Raw genomic sequence first — 20,056 nt, forward strand, 5'->3', positions numbered from 1 at the left:
TGTCCTCTCTCAGGGAGCCGGCGAAGCATTTTGCGTTACATCGCCTTCGCCGCTCTGCTCGTGCCCGGCAACCCAGCGCTCGCTACGACGGGTACGGTCATTGACCTGACCGACCAACTGGCCGCAAGCAGCGTCGATGTCTTCACCGCGAGTGGTACGCACTGTCACGTTATAACCGGCTTGATGCAGCAGATCCTGGAAACGGCGAATGGCGTTATTGCTTGGACGCTCATAGCCCGAATGCGGGAACGGGTTAAACGGGATCAGGTTGATCTTGCAAGGGGTATCCTTGAGCAACTCGATCATTTCCACGGCATGTTCGACGTGGTCGTTGATGTCTTTGAGCATGGTGTACTCAACGGTCAAGACACGCTTCTCGCCCAGGGTCGACATATAGCGACGGCAGGACTCAAGCAGCATTTTGAGCGGGTACTTTTTGTTGATCGGCACCAACTGGCTGCGCAATGCATCGTTGGGTGCATGCAGCGACAACGCCAGGGAAACGTCGATGTGCTTGGCCAGCTCATCGATCATCGGCACCACGCCCGAGGTAGACAGTGTCACCCGGCGCTTGGAGATGCCGTAGCCCAGGTCATCCATCATCAGATGCATGGCGGCAATCACGTTGTCAAAGTTCAGCAGCGGCTCACCCATGCCCATCATCACCACGTTGGTGATGGCACGGTCGGCGGTTGCCGGGACGCTGCCAAAGGATTTGTTGGCAATCCACACCTGGCCGATTACTTCGGCGGCGGTGAGGTTGCTATTGAAACCTTGCTTGCCGGTGGAGCAGAAACTGCAATCCAGGGCACAGCCTGCCTGGGACGAAACGCACAAAGTGCCACGTTTGCCCTGGGGAATGTAAACGGTTTCGACGCAGCTGCCGGACTCGACACGAACCACCCATTTACGGGTGCCATCGGTGGAGATGTCCTCGCTGACGACTTCAGGTCCACGAACCTCAGCAATGGCCTTGAGCTTGTCGCGCAAGGCCTTGCTGACGTTAGTCATGGCGTCGAAATCATCGACGCCAAAGTGGTGAATCCACTTCATGACCTGACCGGCACGGAAACGCTTCTCCCCGATTGAGTCGAAGAATTTCTCCATTTGGGGCTGAGTCAGGCCCAGCAGGTTTGTTTTGCCAGTCGTTGCAATCATGTCTTCACCCTCACTCACGAGCCAATACTTAGCGAGTGGTTACTTCAGTAGCTGCGAAAAAGTAGGAGATTTCGCGAGCAGCAGCTGCTTCAGAGTCGGAACCGTGAACAGCGTTAGCGTCGATGGATTCAGCGAAATCAGCACGGATAGTGCCGGCAGCTGCTTCTTTAGGGTTGGTAGCGCCCATCAGTTCGCGGTTCAGAGCGATGGCGTTTTCGCCTTCCAGAACCTGAACAACAACCGGACCGGAGATCATGAAAGCAACCAGGTCGCCGAAGAAGCCACGAGCGCTGTGCTCAGCGTAGAAGCCTTCAGCTTCAGCTTTGGACAGTTGCTTCAGTTTGGAAGCTACAACCTTCAGGCCGGCTTTTTCAAAACGGGTGGTGATCTCGCCGATAACGTTTTTTGCAACAGCGTCAGGCTTGATGATGGAGAAAGTGCGTTGAACAGCCATGGTGTAACTCCAGAAACAGTGATTTAAGCGAAAAATTAAACCCGCGAATTATACGCGGGTTCTTGGGTATTTCATAATTACGCGCGTTGCAAGTTTAGTCAGCTTCTTCGATCCACAAGCCCTGAATGGCTTCGAGGACCTTCTCGCCGCCACGATCAGGGATGTCATCGAACTCAGGCAACGCCATGACCAGGTTGCGCAGCTTGACGAAATTCACCGTCAGCGGATCGACATCCGGGTGGGCTTCGGCCAGTTGTATCGCGATTTCCTGCACATCAACCCATTTAAGGCTCATGACAATTCCTTATCAGTGCGGCGCTTCGGCGGCGTGGTTGAGCGAGTATTTCGGAATTTCGACCGTGATGTCTTCAGTGCCAACCCGGGCCTGACAGCTCAGGCGCGAGGTCGCTTCCAGACCCCAGGCCCGATCGAGGTAATCTTCTTCCAGCTCGTCAGCCTCATTGAGGGAGTCGAAGCCTTCACGAATCACACAGTGACAAGTGGTGCAGGCGCAAACACCGCCGCACGCGCTTTCGATTTCGATGTGATTGTCGTGGGCCACTTCGAGAATGGTTTTGCCGGTCTCAGCCTCAACAACCATACCGTCCGGGCAATGCTCGGCGTGTGGCAGAAAAATGATCTGCGGCATCAGTTATTCCTCGATTTCATTCAAGTTGCGTCCCGACAGGGCGGCTTTAACCGTCAAGTCCATGCGCCGGGCAGCGAAGGCATCGGTCACTTGCGACAGACGCTTGGTCTGCTGCTCGATGGCATAACCATCGGTGCCTTTCAACAATTGGGCCAGTTCCTGCATTTGCAGTTCGATGACCATCCGCTCTTCGGCGTCCAGCAAACGATCGCCATCAACATCCAGCGCCGCCTGTACCGCCTCGATCAGACGCTGAGCATCGACCTGCTGCTCACGCAACACCCGTGCGACCTTGTCGTCACTGGCGTACTGGAACGAATCCTTGAGCATTTTGGCGATTTCACCATCGGTCAGACCGTAGGACGGCTTGACCTGAATGGTTGCCTCGACACCCGACCCCAGCTCGCGGGCCGTCACATTGAGCAAACCATCAGCATCGACCTGGAAGGTAACGCGGATTTTGGCGGCACCGGCCACCATGGGTGGAATGCCACGCAATTCAAAACGCGCCAGGGAGCGGCAATCACTGATCAGCTCGCGCTCGCCCTGCAGCACATGGATCATCATGGCCGTCTGGCCGTCTTTATAGGTGGTGAAGTCTTGCGCACGAGCCACCGGAATTGTGGTGTTGCGCGGAATGACCTTCTCCATCAGGCCGCCCATGGTCTCAAGACCGAGCGACAGCGGAATCACGTCCAGCAATAACAGTTCGCCACCATCACGCTTGTTACCGGCCAGGGTGTCGGCCTGAATCGCAGCACCAATGGCGACCACCTGATCGGGGTCGATATCGGTCAATGGCTGACGACCGAACATTTCGGCAACCGCTTCGCGCACACGCGGCACGCGGGTCGAACCACCGACCATCACCACCGCCTGAACTTCATCAAGCTCAATATTGGAGTCACGTACAGCACGGCGACAAGCCTTCAGACTGCGGGCAATCATCGGCTCGATCAGGGCATCGAAAGCTTCACGGGTCAGCTCGGCCTGCCAGTCGCCATAAGCGACAGATACGGACGAAGCATCGGTCAGACCTTCTTTGGCAGCGCAGGCAATTTGCAGCAATTGGCGCTGGGTGCCCGGATCGAGATCCGCCGACAAACCTGCCTGCTCGACAATCCAGCTGGCAATCGCATGGTCAAAGTCGTCGCCGCCCAGGGCGCTGTCGCCGCCAGTGGCCAGGACTTCAAACACACCGCCGGTCAAACGCAGGATCGAGATATCGAAAGTACCGCCACCCAGGTCATAGATGGCGACCACGCCTTCAGCGTGCTGGTCAAGACCGTACGCCACGGCAGCAGCAGTCGGCTCGTTGAGCAGGCGCAAGACATTGAGCCCGGCCAGTCGCGCCGCATCCTTGGTGGCCTGACGCTGAGCGTCATCGAAATAAGCCGGCACGGTGATCACCGCCCCTACCAATTCTCCGCCCAAGGTTTTTTCAGCACGCTCGCGCAGTACTTTCAAAATGTCGGCTGACACCTCTACCGGGCTTTTCGGGCCCTGCACGGTGTCAATGAACGGCATGTGCGACTCACCGCCCACAAAGCGATAAGGCAGCTGCTCGCCCAATTGCTTGACGTCGGACAGACCACGACCCATCAAGCGCTTGACCGACAGCACGGTATTGAAAGGATCACTGGAAGCCGCCAGACGGGCAGACTCGCCCACCTCGATGCGATCGGCGTGATAACGCACCGCAGACGGCAGGATGACTTTGCCGTCAGCATCGGCCAGCGGCTCGGAAAGACCGCTGCGCAAAGCAGCGACCAGCGAATTGGTAGTGCCCAAGTCGATCCCCACAGCCAGACGTCGCTGGTGCGGTTGAGGACTTTGGCCGGGTTCGGCGATCTGCAGTAGGGCCATCGTAATCAGGACTTATCTGTATATCAGGCGTGCAACCGTGGCGGCACTGGGTTAATCGTCGAGGCGCTCTTCTAACTGGCGCACTTCGTAAGTGAGCTTGTCGAGGAACTGCATGCGGCGCATCAGGCGCTCGGCCTGTTCGCGCTGCGCTGCATCATTCCAGCAAGCAGCGAAGCTGTCGTTCAACTGATCCTGAGCGGCTTTGAGCCGACGCTTGAATGCAGCAATACCTGCCATATCGGCGCTGTCCTGCAAGTCTTCAAGCTCTTCGCGCCAATGCATCTGCTGCATCAGAAACTCGGGATCATGCACCGTGACTTCCAGCGGCATCTCACGCCCATTCATCGCAAGCAGGTAACGCGCGCGCTTGGGTGGGCTTTTGAGCGTCTGGTAGGCCTCGTTGAGGCTGGCGGATTGCTCCAGCGCCAGTCGTTGCTCACGCTCGGAAGCATCAGCAAATCGATCCGGATGCACACCACGCGCCAACTCACGGTAGCGCGTGGCCAACTGCTCGAGATCCAGCGTGAAGCTCGGCTGCAGTTCAAATAATGCGAAATGACAAGGAGTGCCCACGAGTAGCCTCAGATGTTGAAGCTTTCGCCGCAGCCACATTCACCGCGCACGTTGGGATTGTTGAACTTGAAGCCTTCGTTCAACCCTTCCTTGGTGAAATCGAGTTCGGTACCGTCGAGATAGGTCAGGCTCTTGGGATCGATGATCACCTTTTCGCCATGACTCTCAAACACCTGGTCCTCACTGCCGACCTCATCAACGAACTCCATCACATAGGCGAGACCGGAACAGCCCGTAGTGCGAACACCCAGACGAATCCCCTCACCCTTGCCGCGCCCGTCAAGGGAACGACGAATATGCCGGGCCGCCGCTTCTGTCATGCTGATAGCCATCAGGACTCCTTACGAATCGCCAGTATCATCACCCTGCCCGCGCCATTGCTGGCAGCGGGCAAACGGATCAGATCAAACCTTTCTTCTGCTTGTAATCGCGAACAGCTGCCTTGATGGCGTCTTCTGCGAGTACCGAGCAGTGAATTTTTACCGGTGGCAAGGCCAGCTCTTCAGCCAGCTGAGTGTTTTTGATGGTCTCTGCTTCATCCAGAGTCTTGCCCTTCATCCACTCGGTTGCCAGGGAGCTGGAAGCGATTGCCGAACCGCAACCATAGGTCTTGAACTTGGCATCTTCAATGATGCCCTGCTCGTTGACCTTGATCTGCAAACGCATCACGTCGCCGCACGCCGGTGCACCCACCATGCCGGTGCCGACATCCGGGTCTTCCGCGTCCATCTTGCCGACGTTGCGCGGGTTTTCGTAGTGGTCGATGACCTTTTCGCTGTAAGCCATGGTACTAATCCTCACTCATCAGAGAGTCGCTCTTGAGACGCTGCAATGCTGCTGTTCGCTGCGTTTACAGCGCCTGCCTGTGGCGACTTAAATTGTTAGTGCGCCGCCCATTCGATTTTCGAAATGTCGATGCCGTCTTTGTACATGTCCCACAGCGGCGACAGTGCGCGCAGCTTGGTAACAGCCTCGCAAACCTTCTGCGCGGCGTAATCAATTTCTTCTTCAGTGGTGAAACGACCGAAGGTGAAGCGGATCGAGCTGTGTGCCAGTTCGTCGTTACGGCCCAGGGCGCGCAACACGTAGGACGGCTCAAGGGAAGCAGAGGTACAGGCCGAGCCGGACGACACGGCCAGATCCTTGAGCGCCATGATCAGCGACTCGCCTTCAACATAGTTGAAGCTCAGGTTCAGGTTGTGCGGTACGCGGGCGGTCATGCTGCCGTTGACGTACAGCTCTTCAAGGTGTTCAACCTGCTTGAAGAAACGGTCGCTCAGGGCTTTGATCCGGATGTTCTCGGCGGCCATTTCTTCTTTGGCGATCTGGAACGCTTCGCCCATGCCCACGATCTGGTGGGTAGCCAGGGTGCCCGAACGCATGCCGCGCTCATGACCGCCGCCGTGCATGGCAGCTTCGATACGTACGCGAGGCTTGCGGCTTACATAAAGTGCGCCGATACCTTTAGGACCGTAAGTCTTGTGAGCCGAGAAGGACATCATGTCGACTTTCAGTTTTGCCAGGTCGATTTCAACCTTGCCGGTGGACTGGGCCGCATCGACATGGAACAACACGCCGCGCGAGCGAGTCAGCTCACCAATGGCGGCGATATCGTTGACGGTGCCGATTTCGTTGTTCACGTGCATGATCGAAACCAGGATGGTGTCATCACGCATGGCCGCTTCAACCATGGCCGGCGTTACCAGACCGTCGGTACCCGGTTCGATATAGGTCACTTCAAAGCCTTCGCGCTCCAGCTGACGCATGGTGTCGAGGACGGCTTTGTGTTCAATCTTGTCGGTGATCAGGTGCTTGCCTTTGGTGGCATAGAAATGCGCGGCACCCTTGATCGCCAGGTTGTTGGCCTCGGTTGCACCGGAGGTCCAGACAATTTCACGCGGGTCGGCGTTAACCAGATCGGCGACCTGACGACGGCCATTCTCCACCGCTTCTTCAGCCTTCCAGCCAAATACGTGGGAGCGCGACGCCGGGTTACCGAAGTTGCCGTCAACCAGCAGGCAGTCGCTCATTTTTTGAGCAACACGCGGATCAACCGGGGTAGTGGCTGAATAATCGAGGTAAATTGGCAATTTCATGGACTATCTCCTAAATCAGGCTGGCTGGCGCACCGTCGTTTTTATGCAATCACTCGACGGCGGACGCTTCGATCTTATCCAGGTGTGGCGCCTTGCCATTACAGCGGCGTTGATCCTGACGCTGGGCTACTTCTTGTACCTCACGGCGAGTGACAAGATCAGCCAAGCTGATACCGCTGAGAAAATCGTGGATCTGCAGGCTCAGGTCGCACCACAAATGGTGGGTCAGGCACGTGTCGCCGGCATGGCAATCGCCAAGCCCCTGGCAACGCGTGGCATCGACGGACTCGTTCACTGCATCGATAACCTGGGCTACCTGAATACCCTGCATGTCGCGCGACAGCTGATAGCCGCCGCCCGGGCCACGCACACTGGAAACCAGACTGCTGCGGCGCAACTTGGCAAACAGTTGCTCAAGGTAGGATAGGGAAATGCCCTGGCGTTCGGAAATATCAGCCAGGGACACCGGCCCGTGCTGTGCGTGCAACGCCAAATCAAGCATTGCAGTAACGGCGTAACGGCCTTTTGTAGTCAGTCTCATGGACAGGTACCACGGAATTCGGAATGGAGGCGAGTATGCTATTCCCGACTATTTAAGTCAAGTATTAGACCTAGTACTTTAGTCGGGATTACCCGCAAAACAGCGCGCGCATTGTAGCAGGGTATGCGGCGTAATGGCACATGAGGCATCAAGACCTGACGCGCAAGACCCCGGGGCCCCAGAGGCCGGCGACTGCTCAGCGCAGCGTCACCAGACCAGCTCCCCAGGGGTCAAAGCAAGACCTAGACCGCCCTGCCTTGATCCTTGTCCTTGACGCAGGCGAAGTCCTCTTCGCGCAGCTGCGGCAGGTCCTGAGCGCAATAAGTGCTGCCCAGATCCTTGAGCGCCCCGCACATGCCATCAAGCTTGCCGTCGACCGCCTGCAGATGATCCAGTAACTGACCAATGGCCCGCGCCACCGGATCCGGCATGTCCTCGCCGACACCGTAAGCATCAAAGCCAATCTTCTCCGCCATGGCCTTGCGCTTGGCTTGTGCCTCATCGTCGCTCTTGATGATGATGCGCCCCGGGATCCCGACAACCGTCGCCCCGGCAGGCACCTCTTTGGTCACCACGGCATTGGAGCCAACCTTGGCTCCGGCACCCACGGTAAACGGACCAAGAACCTTGGCCCCCGCCCCCACCACAACCCCGTTTTCCAGAGTCGGATGGCGCTTGCCCTTGTTCCAGCTCGTGCCGCCCAGCGTCACACCCTGATAAAGGGTCACGTCGTCGCCGATTTCAGCCGTCTCACCAATGACGATACCCATGCCGTGGTCGATGAAAAACCGACGCCCCACCTTGGCCCCCGGGTGAATCTCGATCCCGGTCAGCCAGCGCCCGAAGTTCGACACCAGCCGAGCCAGCCATTTCCAGCCAGCCCCCCACAGCAAAGCGGACAAGCGGTGAATCCAGATGGCATGCATGCCCGGGTAGCAGGTCAACACCTCAAAAGCATTACGCGCAGCAGGATCACGATGAAACACACTCTGGATATCTTCACGCAGACGCTCGAACATCATTAATCCTTGCGCTTGAGCAACTCGCCACGAGCTGCTTTTTGGGTTTCGGTGAGAATGCCACGCAAAATGTTCATTTCTGCACGACTGACCGAGCTGCGCCCGTACAGTCGGCGCAAGCGCGCCATGAGGTGACGCGGTTTTTCCGGATCCATGAACTCGATGGCCACCAGGGTCTGCTCCAGATGCTCATAGAAGCGCTCCAGCTCATCCATGGTCGCCAGCTCGCCACTTTTAGTGGAAGCCACTTCCTCTTTTTCGATTTTGCTCGGCTGACCCTGAGCCGCCAGCCATGACATGCGGATCTCGTAGCTCAAGACCTGCACGGCAGCACCCAGATTCAGAGAGCTGAATTCGGGGTCCGAAGGGATATGCACATGAAAGTGGCAACGCTGCAGCTCTTCATTGGTCAGGCCGGAATCTTCACGACCGAACACCAGGGCGATTTCAGCCCCCTGCCCCGCTTCTTCCACCACTTTCTGCCCGCACTCGCGCGGGTCCAGCAGCGGCCAGGGGATACGACGATCACGGGCACTGGTGCCCAGCACCAGATTACAACCCACCAGGGCATCTTCCAGGGTGGCAACGACTTGTGCATTTTCAAGAATGTCACCCGCCCCCGACGCCCGGGCATCAGCCTCATGGTGTGGAAACAACCTGGGCTCCACCAGAACCAGCCGCGACAATCCCATGTTTTTCATGGCACGCGCAGCACCGCCGATGTTCCCGGGATGACTGGTATTGACCAGAACGACACGAATATTAGGCAGCAAAGGAAGCGCTCACAGGCCAACAAAAGGGAGCAAATCTTACCTAAGCGAAACGCCATAAGCTACGAAAGCTAATGCAAACCTTCATCTACTGAACTTTTCTGATAGAATATTCGGCTTTCTTTAACGACCTAGGTGAAACGTCCATGCAGCCCATGCTGAATATCGCGCTGCGCGCCGCCCGCAGCGCCAGTGAATTGATTTTCCGCTCCATCGAGCGCCTGGATACCATCAAGGTCGACGAAAAAGACGCCAAGGATTACGTCTCTGAAGTCGATCGTGCTGCTGAACAGAAAATCATCGACGCCTTGCGCAAGGCCTACCCGACACACGGCATCCGCGGTGAAGAAACCGGCATGCACCCAGGCAGCGGTGAAGGTGAAGACTACCTGTGGATCATCGATCCGCTGGATGGCACCACCAACTTCCTGCGCGGCGTTCCACACTTCGCCGTAAGCATCGCCTGCAAATACCGTGGCCGCCTTGAGCACGCAGTGGTTCTCGACCCGGTTCGCCAGGAAGAATTCACCGCCAGCCGTGGCCGTGGCGCCCAGCTCAATGGTCGCCGCCTGCGTGTCAGCGGTCGCACCAGCCTTGATGGCGCCCTGCTGGGTACCGGCTTCCCGTTCCGCGACAACCAGATGGACAACCTGGATAACTACCTGGGCATGTTCCGCAGCCTGGTTGGCCAGACTGCCGGCATCCGCCGCGCCGGTGCTGCCAGCCTGGACCTGGCTTACGTTGCAGCCGGCCGTTATGACGCATTCTGGGAGTCGGGCCTGTCCGAGTGGGACATGGCAGCAGGCGCCCTGCTGATCCAGGAAGCCGGCGGTCTCGTCAGCGACTTCACCGGCGGCCACGATTTCCTTGAAAAAGGCCACATCGTTGCCGGCAACACCAAGTGCTTCAAAGCTGTACTGACCGCAATCCAGCCACACCTGCCGGCCTCGCTGAAACGCTAAGCGAACTCCGCGCATAAAAAAAGCACCCTTCGGGGTGCTTTTTTTTGACTGCCATTCCAACAAAGACCTGGCCAACCTTTGACCGGACTCCGGATACCTGCAGGAGCGAGCTACATACCAGCAGACTCGATATCCGCAATGCTCCGCTGAACAGCCCGCCCCGACAGTGGCATTAATTCAGAATCAACTTGCCCTGCTTGTCGACGGCAATTTCATTGCCCGGCTCATGATCCATCCGCACCTTGCCTTCCTTGCCATCCAGCGAGTAACGCACGTCATAACCGACAACCTTGTCGCTGATGTCGTTGACCGTGTTGCAGCGCGTTTGCGTCGTGGTATAGGTATCGCGGTTCTGCATGCCTTCCTGAACCTTGTTACCGGCATAGCCACCACCGACCGCACCGGCCACCGTGGCGATCTTCTTGCCGTTACCACCGCCCACCTGATTACCCAGCAAACCACCAGCGACTGCACCCAGTACGCTACCGACGATCTGATGCTGATCCTTGACCGGCGCCTGACGCGTCACAGTCACATCCTTGCACACCTCACGCGGTGTCTTGATCTGTTGCGTGACCGGCTGAACAGCCAATACCTGCGCAGACTCAGGGCCTTTAACCAGGGTGTAGGTGGCAAAAGCGCCCCCGGCGGTCACAGCCACCGCACCTAAAACAGCACCTACCAGCAAAGACTTGTTCACTTGAACCTCCAAACCATCACAGATGGGAAAAATCCCACGCTAATCCCAGCCTTGGAGCACAAAAAAAGGCGCGAGTTCAATACTCGCGCCTTTTTAGGTAACAACTCGAAGATGATTAACCGTTATGGACGGTCATCGATCTCCTTGTCGGTCACAACAGGAGGAATCAAATCCTCGGCACTCAGGTTCAACCAGATCAGCACCACGTTGGCGATGTAGATCGACGAGTAAGTACCCGCCAATACGCCCACGAACAGCGCGATCGAGAAGCCCCACAGGTTATCGCCACCGAAGATCAGCAGTGCCGCGATCGCCAACAGGGTGGAGATCGAGGTCGCCATGGTGCGCAACAGGGTTTGCGTGGTCGAGATGTTGATGTTATCGATCAGGCTGGCCTTGCGCAGCACCCGGAAGTTCTCCCGTACCCGGTCGAATACCACGATGGTGTCGTTGAGCGAGTAGCCAATAATGGCCAGCACCGCCGCCAGCACCGTCAGGTCGAAGGTAATCTGGAAGAACGACAGCACGCCCATGGTCACGATCACGTCGTGAACCAGAGACACGATCGCGCCCACCGCGAACTTCCACTGAAAGCGGAAGGCCAGGTACAGCATGATGCCGCCCAGCGCCATCAGCATGCCGAGGCCGCCCTGGTCGCGCAGTTCTTCACCCACTTGCGGGCCCACGAACTCAACGCGCTTGATGACCGCAGGGTTAGCCGTATCGGCCTGCCCCAGAGCCGCTGCAACCTTGTTGCCCAGCAACGGATCATCGCCAGGCATACGCACCAGCAGGTCGGTGGTAGCACCAAAGCTCTGTACTACAGCGTCATGGAAGCCTGCCGAGGCAAGCTCGGTACGCACCTTGGTCAGATCTGCCGGCTTCTCGTAGGTCAGCTCGATGAGCGTACCGCCAGTGAAGTCCAGGCCGTAGTTCATGCCCTTGTGGAACATGCTGAACAAAGCCAGCACGGTGAGTACTACAGTGACGCCGAACGCAACGTTGCGAACGCCCATGAAGTTGATTGTACGTAACATGGCAGCCCCTTAAATCCACAACTTCTTGAAGTCCCGACCGCCGTACACAAGGTTGACCATTGCGCGGGTCACCATAATGGCCGTGAACATCGAGGTAAAGATCCCGAGGGACATGGTCACCGCAAAGCCTTTGACCGGCCCGGTACCCATGGCAAAGAGAATCCCGCCAACCAGCAGAGTTGTCAGGTTGGAGTCGACAATCGCCGTAAATGCACGACTGAAGCCTTCATTGATCGCTCGCTGCACCGTCATGCCATTGGCGATCTCTTCACGAATCCGCGAGAAGATCAGCACGTTGGCATCGACCGCCATACCCATGGTCAAGACGATACCGGCAATCCCCGGCAGGGTCAGGGTTGCACCCAGCACCGACATCAGAGCCAGCAGCAAGACCATGTTGCCCGCCAGCGCCACCGTCGCAATCACACCGAAGAAACGGTAGATGGCAATGATGAAAATCGACACGAACAGCATGCCCCACAGCGATGCATCGATACCCTTGGTGATGTTGTCAGCACCCAGGCTCGGACCAATGGTGCGCTCTTCAGCGAAGTACATTGGCGCTGCCAGACCACCGGCACGCAACAGCAAGGCAAGCTCGGAAGCCTCACCCTGGCCATTCAGACCGGTAATCCGGAACTGGCTGCCCAGTGGCGACTGGATGGTCGCCAGGCTGATGATCTTCTTGTCTTCCTTGAACGTCTGGGTCGGCACGTCCTTCTCGACACCGTCGACCACTTGCTTGGTGTAAGTCGTCACCGGGCGCTGCTCGATGAAGATTACCGCCATGCTGCGGCCCACGTTGCTGCGGGTCGAACGACTCATCAGCTCGCCACCATGACCATCAAGCTTGATGTTCACCTGTGGACGACCGTGCTCGTCAAAGCCTGCCTGAGCGTCTGTCACCTGGTCACCGGTGATGATCAGACCGCGCTCGATTTGCGCGCCAGGACGATTGCCTTCGCGGAATTCGAACGTCTCGGAAGTGGCTTTGGAAGCGCCCGGCTCTGCTGCCAGACGGAACTCAAGGTTGGCCGTCTTGCCCAGAATACGCTTGGCTTCGGCGGTGTCTTGCACGCCCGGCAGTTCAACCACGATGCGGTTGGCACCCTGACGCTGAACCAGAGGCTCGGCAACACCCAACTCGTTGACCCGGTTACGGACCGTTGTCAGGTTTTGCTTGATGGAATACTCACGGATTTCCGCCAGCTTGGCCGGGGTCATCGCCAGACGCAGAACCGGCTGACCATTGAGATCGGCTGTGGTTACGTCAAAGTCATTGAAGTTCTTGCGAATCAGACTACGCGCTTGCTCACGGACCGCTTCATCAGTGAAACCCAACTGAATGGCGCCATTGAGTTGCGGCAGGCTGCGATAACGCACCTTCTCTTTACGCAGCAGACTTTTGACATCGCCTTCGTACACTTTCATACGTGCATCGACGGCTTTATCCATGTCCACTTCCAGCAGGAAGTGCACACCACCAGACAAGTCCAGACCCAGTTTCATCGGGTGAGCACCCAGACTACGCAACCATTGCGGCGTGGTCTGTGCCAGGTTGAGCGCTACGACATAGTCGTCACCCAAAGCCTTGCGCACCACATCCTTGGCGGGTAGCTGGTCGTCTTTCTTGACCAGACGCAACAAACCACCTTTGCCGCCCTGGGCCAAAGAGGCTGCCTTGACTTCAATGCCTGCATCGGTCAGTGCCTTGCTTGCACGATCCAGATCAGCCTGGCTGACCTGCAAAGCCGTGCTCGCACCCGAAATCTGGATTGCCGGGTCATCAGGGTACAGATTGGGAGCGGAATAAATAAAACCGATCGCCAGCACAGCCAGGATCAGAATGTATTTCCACAGAGGGTATTTGTTCAGCATCAATCACGCCGCCCGCTTAAAACGCGGGGCGCCTTGCGCGCCCCGTCGATTGTTAAAAGTTGAAACTTTAGATCGCTTTCAGCGTGCCTTTAGGCAACGTGGCTGCAACAGAGCCTTTCTGAATTTTCAGTTCAACAGTGTCCGACACTTCAATCACAACGAACGCATCGGAAACTTTGACGATTTTGCCGGCGATACCGCCAGTAGTTACGATCTCGTCACCTTTTTGCAGGTTACCCAACAGGGCTTTCTGCTCTTTGGCGCGCTTGGCCTGTGGACGCCAGATCATCAGATAGAAGATGACCAGGAAGCCGACCAGGAAAATCCATTCAAAACCGCCACCCATAGGGCCAGCAGCGGCAGGTGCAGCAGCGTCCGCGAAAGCGGAAGAGATGAAAAAGCTCATTAAGCACTCCAGTTGCAATGTTGTTTCTTAAAGGTCCGAAACTCAGTCCAAGGGCGGCACAGGCAGCCCGCGCTTGGCATAGAAGGCGTCGACAAAGGTGGCCAATGTACCCTGTTGAATAGACTCGCGCAAACCAGCCATGAGCACCTGATAGTGCCGCAAATTATGGATGGTATTGAGCATGCTCCCCAGCATTTCGCCGCACTTGTCCAGATGATGCAGATAAGCGCGGGAGAAGTTCTGGCACGTATAGCAGTCACAGGTCGGATCCAGCGGCGAATCATCATGGCGATGAAACGCGTTACGGATCTTGATTACACCGGTATCAATAAACAGATGCCCGTTGCGGGCATTGCGGGTTGGCATCACGCAATCGAACATGTCCACACCGCGGCGCACACCCTCAACCAGATCTTCCGGCTTGCCAACTCCCATAAGGTAACGAGGTTTGTCAGCAGGCATCATCCCGGGCAGGTAATCCAGCACCTTGATCATTTCGTGCTTGGGCTCGCCCACCGACAGACCGCCGATGGCCAGGCCATCAAAACCGATCTTGTTCAGGCCTTCGAGCGAACGCTCGCGCAGGTTCTGGTGCATGCCGCCCTGAACGATGCCGAACAAGGCCGCCGTGTTGTCACCATGGGCAATCTTGGAACGCTGGGCCCAGCGCAACGACAGCTCCATGGAAACACGCGCCACGTCTTCATCGGCCGGGTACGGCGTGCACTCGTCAAAAATCATCACCACGTCGGAGCCCAGATCGCGCTGGACCTGCATCGACTCTTCCGGCCCCATGAACACCTTGGCGCCATCAACCGGCGAAGCAAAGGTCACGCCCTCTTCCTTGATCTTGCGCATGGCGCCCAGGCTGAACACCTGGAAACCACCCGAATCGGTCAGGATCGGACCTTGCCACTTCATGAAATCGTGCAGGTCGCCGTGCTTCTTGATCACTTCAGTGCCAGGACGCAACCACAGGTGAAAGGTGTTGCCCAGAATCATCTGCGCGCCGGTATCGACGATATCGCGCGGCAGCATCCCCTTGACCGTGCCGTAGGTACCGACCGGCATGAAGGCCGGGGTCTCGACCACACCGCGGGGAAAGGTCAGACGACCGCGACGAGCCTTGCCATCAGTGGCAAGCAGCTCGAAAGACATACGACAGTTGCTCATGCTTGATCCTCAGGGGCCGGGGCAGGAGCCGTCGGCGCAGGATTGCGGGTGATGAACATTGCATCACCGTAACTAAAGAAGCGGTACCCATGCTCAACCGCAGCCTTATAGGCCGCCATGGTTTCGGGATAACCGGCGAACGCCGAAACCAGCATCAGCAGCGTGGATTCAGGCAAATGGAAATTGGTCACCAGGGCATCGACCACATGGAACGGCCGGCCCGGGAAGATAAAGATATCGGTATCGCCACTGAACGGCTTGAGCACGCCATCGCGGGCAGCACTCTCCAGCGAACGGACGCTGGTCGTACCCACCGCAATCACCCGCCCGCCCCGTGCACGGCACGCCGCCACGGCATCCACCACATCCTGGCCGACTTCCAGCCATTCAGTGTGCATATGGTGATCTTCAAGACGCTCGACCCGCACCGGCTGGAACGTACCGGCACCTACGTGCAGGGTCACGAACGCAGTCTCGACGCCCTTGGCGGCAATCGCCTGCATCAACGGCTCATCGAAGTGCAGCCCCGCCGTCGGTGCCGCGACCGCACCGAGGCGCTCGGCGTACACCGTCTGATAGCGCTCGCGGTCCGAACCTTCATCCGGACGGTCGATATAAGGTGGCAACGGCATATGCCCGACGCGGTCCAGCAGAGGCAAAACCTCCTCGGCAAAGCCCAGCTCGAACAACGCATCGTGGCGCGCCAGCATCTCGGCTTCGCCGCCGCCATCAATCAGGATTTTCGACCCTGGTTTCGGCGACTTGCTGGAGCGCACATGCGCCAGTACCCGATGACTGTCGAGCACCCGTTCAACCAGAATTTCCAGCTTGCCGCCCGAGGCCTTCTGGCCGAACAAGCGAGCAGGAATTACCCGGGTATTGTTAAACACCATCAGATCGCCCGGGCGTAAATGCTCAAGCAAATCAGTGAATTGACGATGTGCCAGTGCCCCGCTCTCCCCATCCAGGGTCAGCAGGCGACTGTTGCGGCGCTCCGCCAAAGGATGGCGTGCGATGAGTGAATCAGGGAGCTCGAAAGTAAAGTCAGCAACGCGCATGATAGGTTTCGTCTAGCAGGGCCGGGAAGTTTAACGGACTTAGTAAAAATAGACCAATAAGTTGTTGACCGACCTAAACCTCATCTCTATACTTCGCCGCCATTGAGCCCTGATGGCGGAATTGGTAGACGCGGCGGATTCAAAATCCGTTTTCGCAAGAAGTGGGAGTTCGAGTCTCCCTCGGGGCACCATATAGCAGTACCTGCAAGTCTCTACCAGGACTTGCAGCACAGAGAAACCGGCCCCCGAGCCGGTTTTTTTGTGCCTGACGATCTACCCCTGTCTACCCCTATCCGTTGTATCCCTGTATCCCCACTTGTATCCTGAGAAAAATACCGAACTTTGGGATACAAGGATGAAGCGCGCAGACATCAAGCGCCGCCCTCTGGCCGATACCACGCTGGCCGGGCTGGAGGCAGAGTCAAAAGAATATCGAGAGCTTGATGGGAGCGGTCTCTACTTCCGGGTAAAGCCTGACGGCGGCAAATCCTGGCAACTGCGCTACAAACGTCCGGCGGGCAATTGGGCCTGGATGGGGCTCGGGGGTTATCCAGAGGTCAGTGGTGCCGTGGCACGAGAGAAAGCTGCTGAACTACGCAAAGTAGTGAGTAGCGGTGCCGACCCTCTGGAACAGAAACGTTCTGCCAAAGCTGCCATCGACATTGCCAAAGCCCGCACTTTTCGCGCAGCCGCTGACGCATGGCTCAAGGCCAAAGAAGAAAAAGGCCTGGCACCCTCCACCCTCAACAAGATCCGCACCTACCTCGACAAAGACATACTCCCGGCACTTGGCGACAAACCTCTCGACGACATCACCCGCACCGATTGCGCCGAGCTGCAGGCCAGCATTGAGGCTCGTGACGCCCACAACGTTGCCGAGAAATGCCGCACCTGGATCAATCAGATCTTTGGCCGGGCCATCGGCTTGGGACTGACAGAGAACGATCCGGGGAGCCGCTTGCGGGATATTGCCGCGCAAGCTCCCAAGACTCAGCAACACCCTCACCTCCTCGAGCACGAGCTGGGTGAGTTTGTTCAGGCACTCAAAAACACCCCCAGCAGACTCACCGCTCGCACAGCGGCATGGCTTTGCCTGTGGACAGCCTCAAGACCGGGCATGGTCCGCTTTGCTGAGTGGAAAGAAATCGACCTTGAAAAAGCCCTGTGGACCACACCGGCAGAGAAAATGAAGATGCGCAGGGATTTTGTCAGCCCTCTACCCAAGCAAGCTATAGAGGCACTGAAGGAGCTACAGGCATTAACAGGTCGTAGTAGGTGGCTATTCCCAGGAGTCGGCGCGAAGAACCCGACCATCAGCGAAAACACTATTAACAAAGTGTTCTCCACTATTGGTTACAAAGGTCGTCTTGTAGGTCATGGCACTCGACACACCGCGAGCACACTCCTGAGGGAGCATGGCTGGCCAAAAGAGCATGTGGAGGCTCAACTGGCACATAAAGAACAAGGCATCTCCGGGGTTTACAACAAGGCCCAGTATCTCGATAACCGAATCAAAATGATGCAGTGGTACGCCGACCACCTTGAAGAGCTGAGCGCTGGGAATGTGGTGCACGCAGACTTCGGGAAAGCGATATGAATATACAACCCCTACCTTCCATAAAATCCGGTGTTACGTGTGTAACTCGTGTAACGAAAACAACCATGCACATGAAAATAAAGGATTTTTTATTCGTAACACTCTCTACACACACAAACTCAGCAACGTGTAACGCGCCCAATCTGTGTAACAGCAGCAGCTCACAAACCTACCTGCAGGTGCTCACACCCCGACACTTCTATCGCTGGTTTCATGCTCAAAAATGGGGCTCGGGGCAATCTGAATGAATTTCGAATTTGGCGTGGATACTGATGATCTAGAGATTGCAGGCTACAACGTGAAGTACTTACTTTGGGATATGGACGAAGCTGAAGCAGCTGTGCACAAGCTAGCGCTTTACCCCCAATTCTACGATCACTTCTATGAGGCATTTGATGTAATCAACATGGCCACCTCGTTCTGGCTCGACGAAGGAAGCTATACAGAATATGCCGAGTCCACGATCCAATCAGTATTTCATCTTCGCGACGTGATCGTGCAAGAAGCCAGCTTTATGCAGGCAGCATCCCTTCCAAGGACTGTTCGCAATGTCATAGGCGTTGATCACCCTGCGACTGATTCACAGCTCACTGCAACCGTGGCACTGGTCTACAGCGTGGAAGCAGTGGAGATCTTGGCCAACTGGCTTTTCAACCTCGAAATCATCGTCGAGGGGATCGACGCAGAGCTAATTGAACAATTGAAAATGATGCCTTCGCGGGAATACCTAGACCTAGTTGAGAGACAAAGAGATCTCAACAGCGGCCTGGAAATCTATGCCCGGGAACAATTCGCCATCAGAAAAGGGGATGCTGAAAACGCCCTTCAATTGGCTGGCCTTTATCAGCAAATTGAAAACATCGATGTTTCGGTTAAGGGATTCAATGTTTCAAGCGTACTGCACGACATCGTAAGCACTGCGTTCTCTTCCAAAGCCTCGTTACGGTCAAGTGCAGCTGGCAAAGGCAATAAATCTCCTGACTCTGTGAAACAGCAAGAATCTCAGGATTTAAAGGACAGGATCATAAAGTCAGCCAAGCGGCACCTTCAAGCCAATGCCCAAAGCACAAAAACAGAACTCGTGAAAGCCCTTCATGCGGATGGCATTGCATCTAAACCGACTATTCGAAAGTACGTCGACGAGGGTAATTTCTTTCCTAAATTAAAATGAATAGCCAGGAAAGCAAACCATGTTTGCTTTCCGTTGCGTTCGTACCCTGTGCTGACTCTCACTTGCTAGGCACAGCTATGACGGACTATCTCACTCCAAAATCAAAAGCCCTTTCTCTCCGCGATCCAGGGACAACCTTGATCCGAATCACCGAAGTAATGGCCATCGTAGGCCTTGCTCGCCCCACCATCTACAAGCTTATGCAGCAACCCGAAAGCGGCTTCCCTACTCCAGTAAAACTAAGTAATAGCAATGCCCGCGGCGCACCTGTTGCTTGGGTACTAGGGGAAGTTCAGAGCTGGACTCGCGCCCGTATCGCTGCTCGTGACGGTGAGGCCGCATAGATATGGGCCATCCTCTAAAAGTAACCATCTGGCCATTCCGAGTGCTGCGAAAAATCGGCTTTTCGGCATCCCTTATCACTCGTTTTGAACGGTTGCGTCGACGCCATGAAGCACTGGGCCGTGCATTGATAGTAGTGAGCTGGCCCGACGGTGTTTGGTGCGTGCTGATCCTGCACACAGAACGCTTTGGCGCAGTCGCCCTTGATGAGCCAGAGAAGCTTTACGCCTATCACGAAGCTCGCCAAATGGTCAGTGAAAGCATCGTTCCAATTCTGCATCTGCGTCACGAAATCCATGCCTGAAACGAAAACGCCCCCGGGAGCGATCCGGAGGCGTTGAGGTATATCTACATGCCAGCTCAATTTATGCCGCTTCGAAAAAATGCGCAAGACCTCCACACGGTTGCACTTTCCAAAATGGGACGGTACTCTCTCGCCGTCGCTGCAAAATCAGTGACCGGGCTTGGTAACCCGTTGAACAATAGGCGCAACAGCGCCCCCATCTCGATTGCAGGCGCTTTTTTTGCGTCCGCATATTCGTTTTATGGCGGCTGTGCGTGGGAGACCTTCGGGTCTGCCGGGTTCCTATTGTCCCGGTTTACCAA

23 protein-coding genes and 1 tRNA gene are annotated in these 20,056 nt (G+C 56.6%); 6 read left to right on the top strand and 18 right to left on the bottom strand.

The window, feature by feature from the left end; genetic code table 11:
* Positions 1-9: 9 nt before the first annotated feature.
* The 12 genes from rlmN to trmJ all read right to left on the bottom strand — a co-directional run bounded on the left by rlmN (position 10) and on the right by trmJ (position 9,129).
* Entirely contained in the window at positions 10-1,158 is a 1,149-nt protein-coding gene (rlmN, locus tag JQ845_RS15085) for a dual-specificity RNA methyltransferase RlmN (RefSeq protein ID WP_003443359.1), read from the bottom strand.
* Positions 1,159-1,186: 28 nt separating this feature from the next.
* On the bottom strand, positions 1,187-1,612 hold the full coding sequence (gene ndk / locus JQ845_RS15090) for a nucleoside-diphosphate kinase (RefSeq protein ID WP_003443361.1): 426 nt from the start codon (positions 1,610-1,612) through the stop codon (positions 1,187-1,189).
* Positions 1,613-1,706: 94 nt separating this feature from the next.
* Positions 1,707-1,907: a Fe-S cluster assembly protein IscX gene (gene iscX / locus JQ845_RS15095; protein ID WP_003443363.1), complete on the bottom strand. Its 201-nt coding sequence runs from the start codon at positions 1,905-1,907 to the stop codon at positions 1,707-1,709.
* A 12-nt stretch (positions 1,908-1,919) separates the two neighbouring features.
* The gene (fdx, locus tag JQ845_RS15100) at positions 1,920-2,261 is read right to left on the bottom strand and encodes an ISC system 2Fe-2S type ferredoxin (protein WP_003443365.1); all 342 of its coding nucleotides are present in this window, start codon (positions 2,259-2,261) and stop codon (positions 1,920-1,922) included.
* 3 nt (positions 2,262-2,264) lie between these two features.
* Positions 2,265-4,127, bottom strand: a complete 1,863-nt coding sequence (hscA, locus tag JQ845_RS15105; RefSeq protein WP_003443367.1) for a Fe-S protein assembly chaperone HscA — start codon at positions 4,125-4,127, stop codon at positions 2,265-2,267.
* A 51-nt stretch (positions 4,128-4,178) separates the two neighbouring features.
* Complete coding sequence (hscB, locus tag JQ845_RS15110; RefSeq protein ID WP_003443369.1) at positions 4,179-4,700, bottom strand: co-chaperone HscB; 522 nt, start codon at positions 4,698-4,700, stop codon at positions 4,179-4,181.
* Positions 4,701-4,708: 8 nt separating this feature from the next.
* On the bottom strand, positions 4,709-5,032 hold the full coding sequence (iscA, locus tag JQ845_RS15115) for an iron-sulfur cluster assembly protein IscA (RefSeq protein ID WP_003443371.1): 324 nt from the start codon (positions 5,030-5,032) through the stop codon (positions 4,709-4,711).
* 67 nt (positions 5,033-5,099) lie between these two features.
* The gene (gene iscU, locus JQ845_RS15120) at positions 5,100-5,486 is read right to left on the bottom strand and encodes a Fe-S cluster assembly scaffold IscU (protein ID WP_003443374.1); all 387 of its coding nucleotides are present in this window, start codon (positions 5,484-5,486) and stop codon (positions 5,100-5,102) included.
* A 95-nt stretch (positions 5,487-5,581) separates the two neighbouring features.
* Positions 5,582-6,796, bottom strand: coding sequence for an IscS subfamily cysteine desulfurase (locus JQ845_RS15125; RefSeq protein WP_003443375.1), 1,215 nt, complete (start codon positions 6,794-6,796; stop codon positions 5,582-5,584).
* A gap of 49 nt (positions 6,797-6,845) precedes the next feature.
* Positions 6,846-7,337 carry a Fe-S cluster assembly transcriptional regulator IscR gene (gene iscR, locus JQ845_RS15130; RefSeq protein ID WP_003443378.1) on the bottom strand — a complete coding sequence of 164 codons (492 nt, stop codon included), beginning with the start codon at positions 7,335-7,337 and terminating at the stop codon, positions 6,846-6,848.
* Between the two features lie 242 nt (positions 7,338-7,579).
* Positions 7,580-8,356 (bottom strand): serine O-acetyltransferase, encoded by a 777-nt coding sequence (gene cysE / locus JQ845_RS15135; protein ID WP_203009201.1) that lies wholly within the window; start codon positions 8,354-8,356, stop codon positions 7,580-7,582.
* A gap of 2 nt (positions 8,357-8,358) precedes the next feature.
* Positions 8,359-9,129 (bottom strand): tRNA (cytosine(32)/uridine(32)-2'-O)-methyltransferase TrmJ, encoded by a 771-nt coding sequence (trmJ, locus tag JQ845_RS15140; protein ID WP_003443383.1) that lies wholly within the window; start codon positions 9,127-9,129, stop codon positions 8,359-8,361.
* A gap of 143 nt (positions 9,130-9,272) precedes the next feature.
* Here trmJ and suhB point away from each other — a divergent pair, with 143 nt between their 5' ends.
* Positions 9,273-10,088 (top strand): type III secretion system regulator SuhB, encoded by an 816-nt coding sequence (suhB, locus tag JQ845_RS15145; RefSeq protein ID WP_003443386.1) that lies wholly within the window; start codon positions 9,273-9,275, stop codon positions 10,086-10,088.
* Between the two features lie 172 nt (positions 10,089-10,260).
* On the opposite strand, the gene JQ845_RS15150 is transcribed toward suhB, so the two are convergent.
* From JQ845_RS15150 to queA, 6 genes are all read right to left on the bottom strand, one after another.
* Positions 10,261-10,788, bottom strand: coding sequence for a glycine zipper 2TM domain-containing protein (locus tag JQ845_RS15150; protein WP_003443390.1), 528 nt, complete (start codon positions 10,786-10,788; stop codon positions 10,261-10,263).
* Positions 10,789-10,910: 122 nt separating this feature from the next.
* Positions 10,911-11,825 carry a protein translocase subunit SecF gene (gene secF / locus JQ845_RS15155; RefSeq protein ID WP_003443393.1) on the bottom strand — a complete coding sequence of 305 codons (915 nt, stop codon included), beginning with the start codon at positions 11,823-11,825 and terminating at the stop codon, positions 10,911-10,913.
* A 9-nt stretch (positions 11,826-11,834) separates the two neighbouring features.
* A complete protein-coding gene (secD, locus tag JQ845_RS15160) occupies positions 11,835-13,703 on the bottom strand; it encodes a protein translocase subunit SecD (RefSeq protein ID WP_003443396.1) in 1,869 nt (622 codons plus the stop codon).
* A 67-nt stretch (positions 13,704-13,770) separates the two neighbouring features.
* Entirely contained in the window at positions 13,771-14,109 is a 339-nt protein-coding gene (yajC, locus tag JQ845_RS15165; protein ID WP_003443398.1) for a preprotein translocase subunit YajC, read from the bottom strand.
* Between the two features lie 42 nt (positions 14,110-14,151).
* Positions 14,152-15,267 (bottom strand): tRNA guanosine(34) transglycosylase Tgt, encoded by a 1,116-nt coding sequence (tgt, locus tag JQ845_RS15170; RefSeq protein ID WP_003443399.1) that lies wholly within the window; start codon positions 15,265-15,267, stop codon positions 14,152-14,154.
* Between the two features lie 11 nt (positions 15,268-15,278).
* Entirely contained in the window at positions 15,279-16,340 is a 1,062-nt protein-coding gene (queA, locus tag JQ845_RS15175; RefSeq protein ID WP_003443400.1) for a tRNA preQ1(34) S-adenosylmethionine ribosyltransferase-isomerase QueA, read from the bottom strand.
* Between the two features lie 106 nt (positions 16,341-16,446).
* Here queA and JQ845_RS15180 point away from each other — a divergent pair.
* From JQ845_RS15180 to JQ845_RS15200, 5 genes are all read left to right on the top strand, one after another.
* A tRNA-Leu gene (locus JQ845_RS15180) sits at positions 16,447-16,531 on the top strand.
* A gap of 164 nt (positions 16,532-16,695) precedes the next feature.
* Positions 16,696-17,937, top strand: coding sequence for a tyrosine-type recombinase/integrase (locus tag JQ845_RS15185; RefSeq protein WP_203009272.1), 1,242 nt, complete (start codon positions 16,696-16,698; stop codon positions 17,935-17,937).
* A 244-nt stretch (positions 17,938-18,181) separates the two neighbouring features.
* Positions 18,182-19,108 (top strand): hypothetical protein, encoded by a 927-nt coding sequence (locus tag JQ845_RS15190; protein ID WP_203009202.1) that lies wholly within the window; start codon positions 18,182-18,184, stop codon positions 19,106-19,108.
* A 77-nt stretch (positions 19,109-19,185) separates the two neighbouring features.
* Positions 19,186-19,452, top strand: coding sequence for a helix-turn-helix transcriptional regulator (locus JQ845_RS15195; RefSeq protein ID WP_048351130.1), 267 nt, complete (start codon positions 19,186-19,188; stop codon positions 19,450-19,452).
* A 2-nt stretch (positions 19,453-19,454) separates the two neighbouring features.
* Positions 19,455-19,754: a hypothetical protein gene (locus JQ845_RS15200; protein WP_203009203.1), complete on the top strand. Its 300-nt coding sequence runs from the start codon at positions 19,455-19,457 to the stop codon at positions 19,752-19,754.
* The last annotated feature ends 302 nt before the right edge of the window (positions 19,755-20,056 follow it).

Source organism: Pseudomonas paraversuta, assembly GCF_904063065.1.
Classification (GTDB): Bacteria; Pseudomonadota; Gammaproteobacteria; order Pseudomonadales; family Pseudomonadaceae; genus Aquipseudomonas; species Aquipseudomonas paraversuta.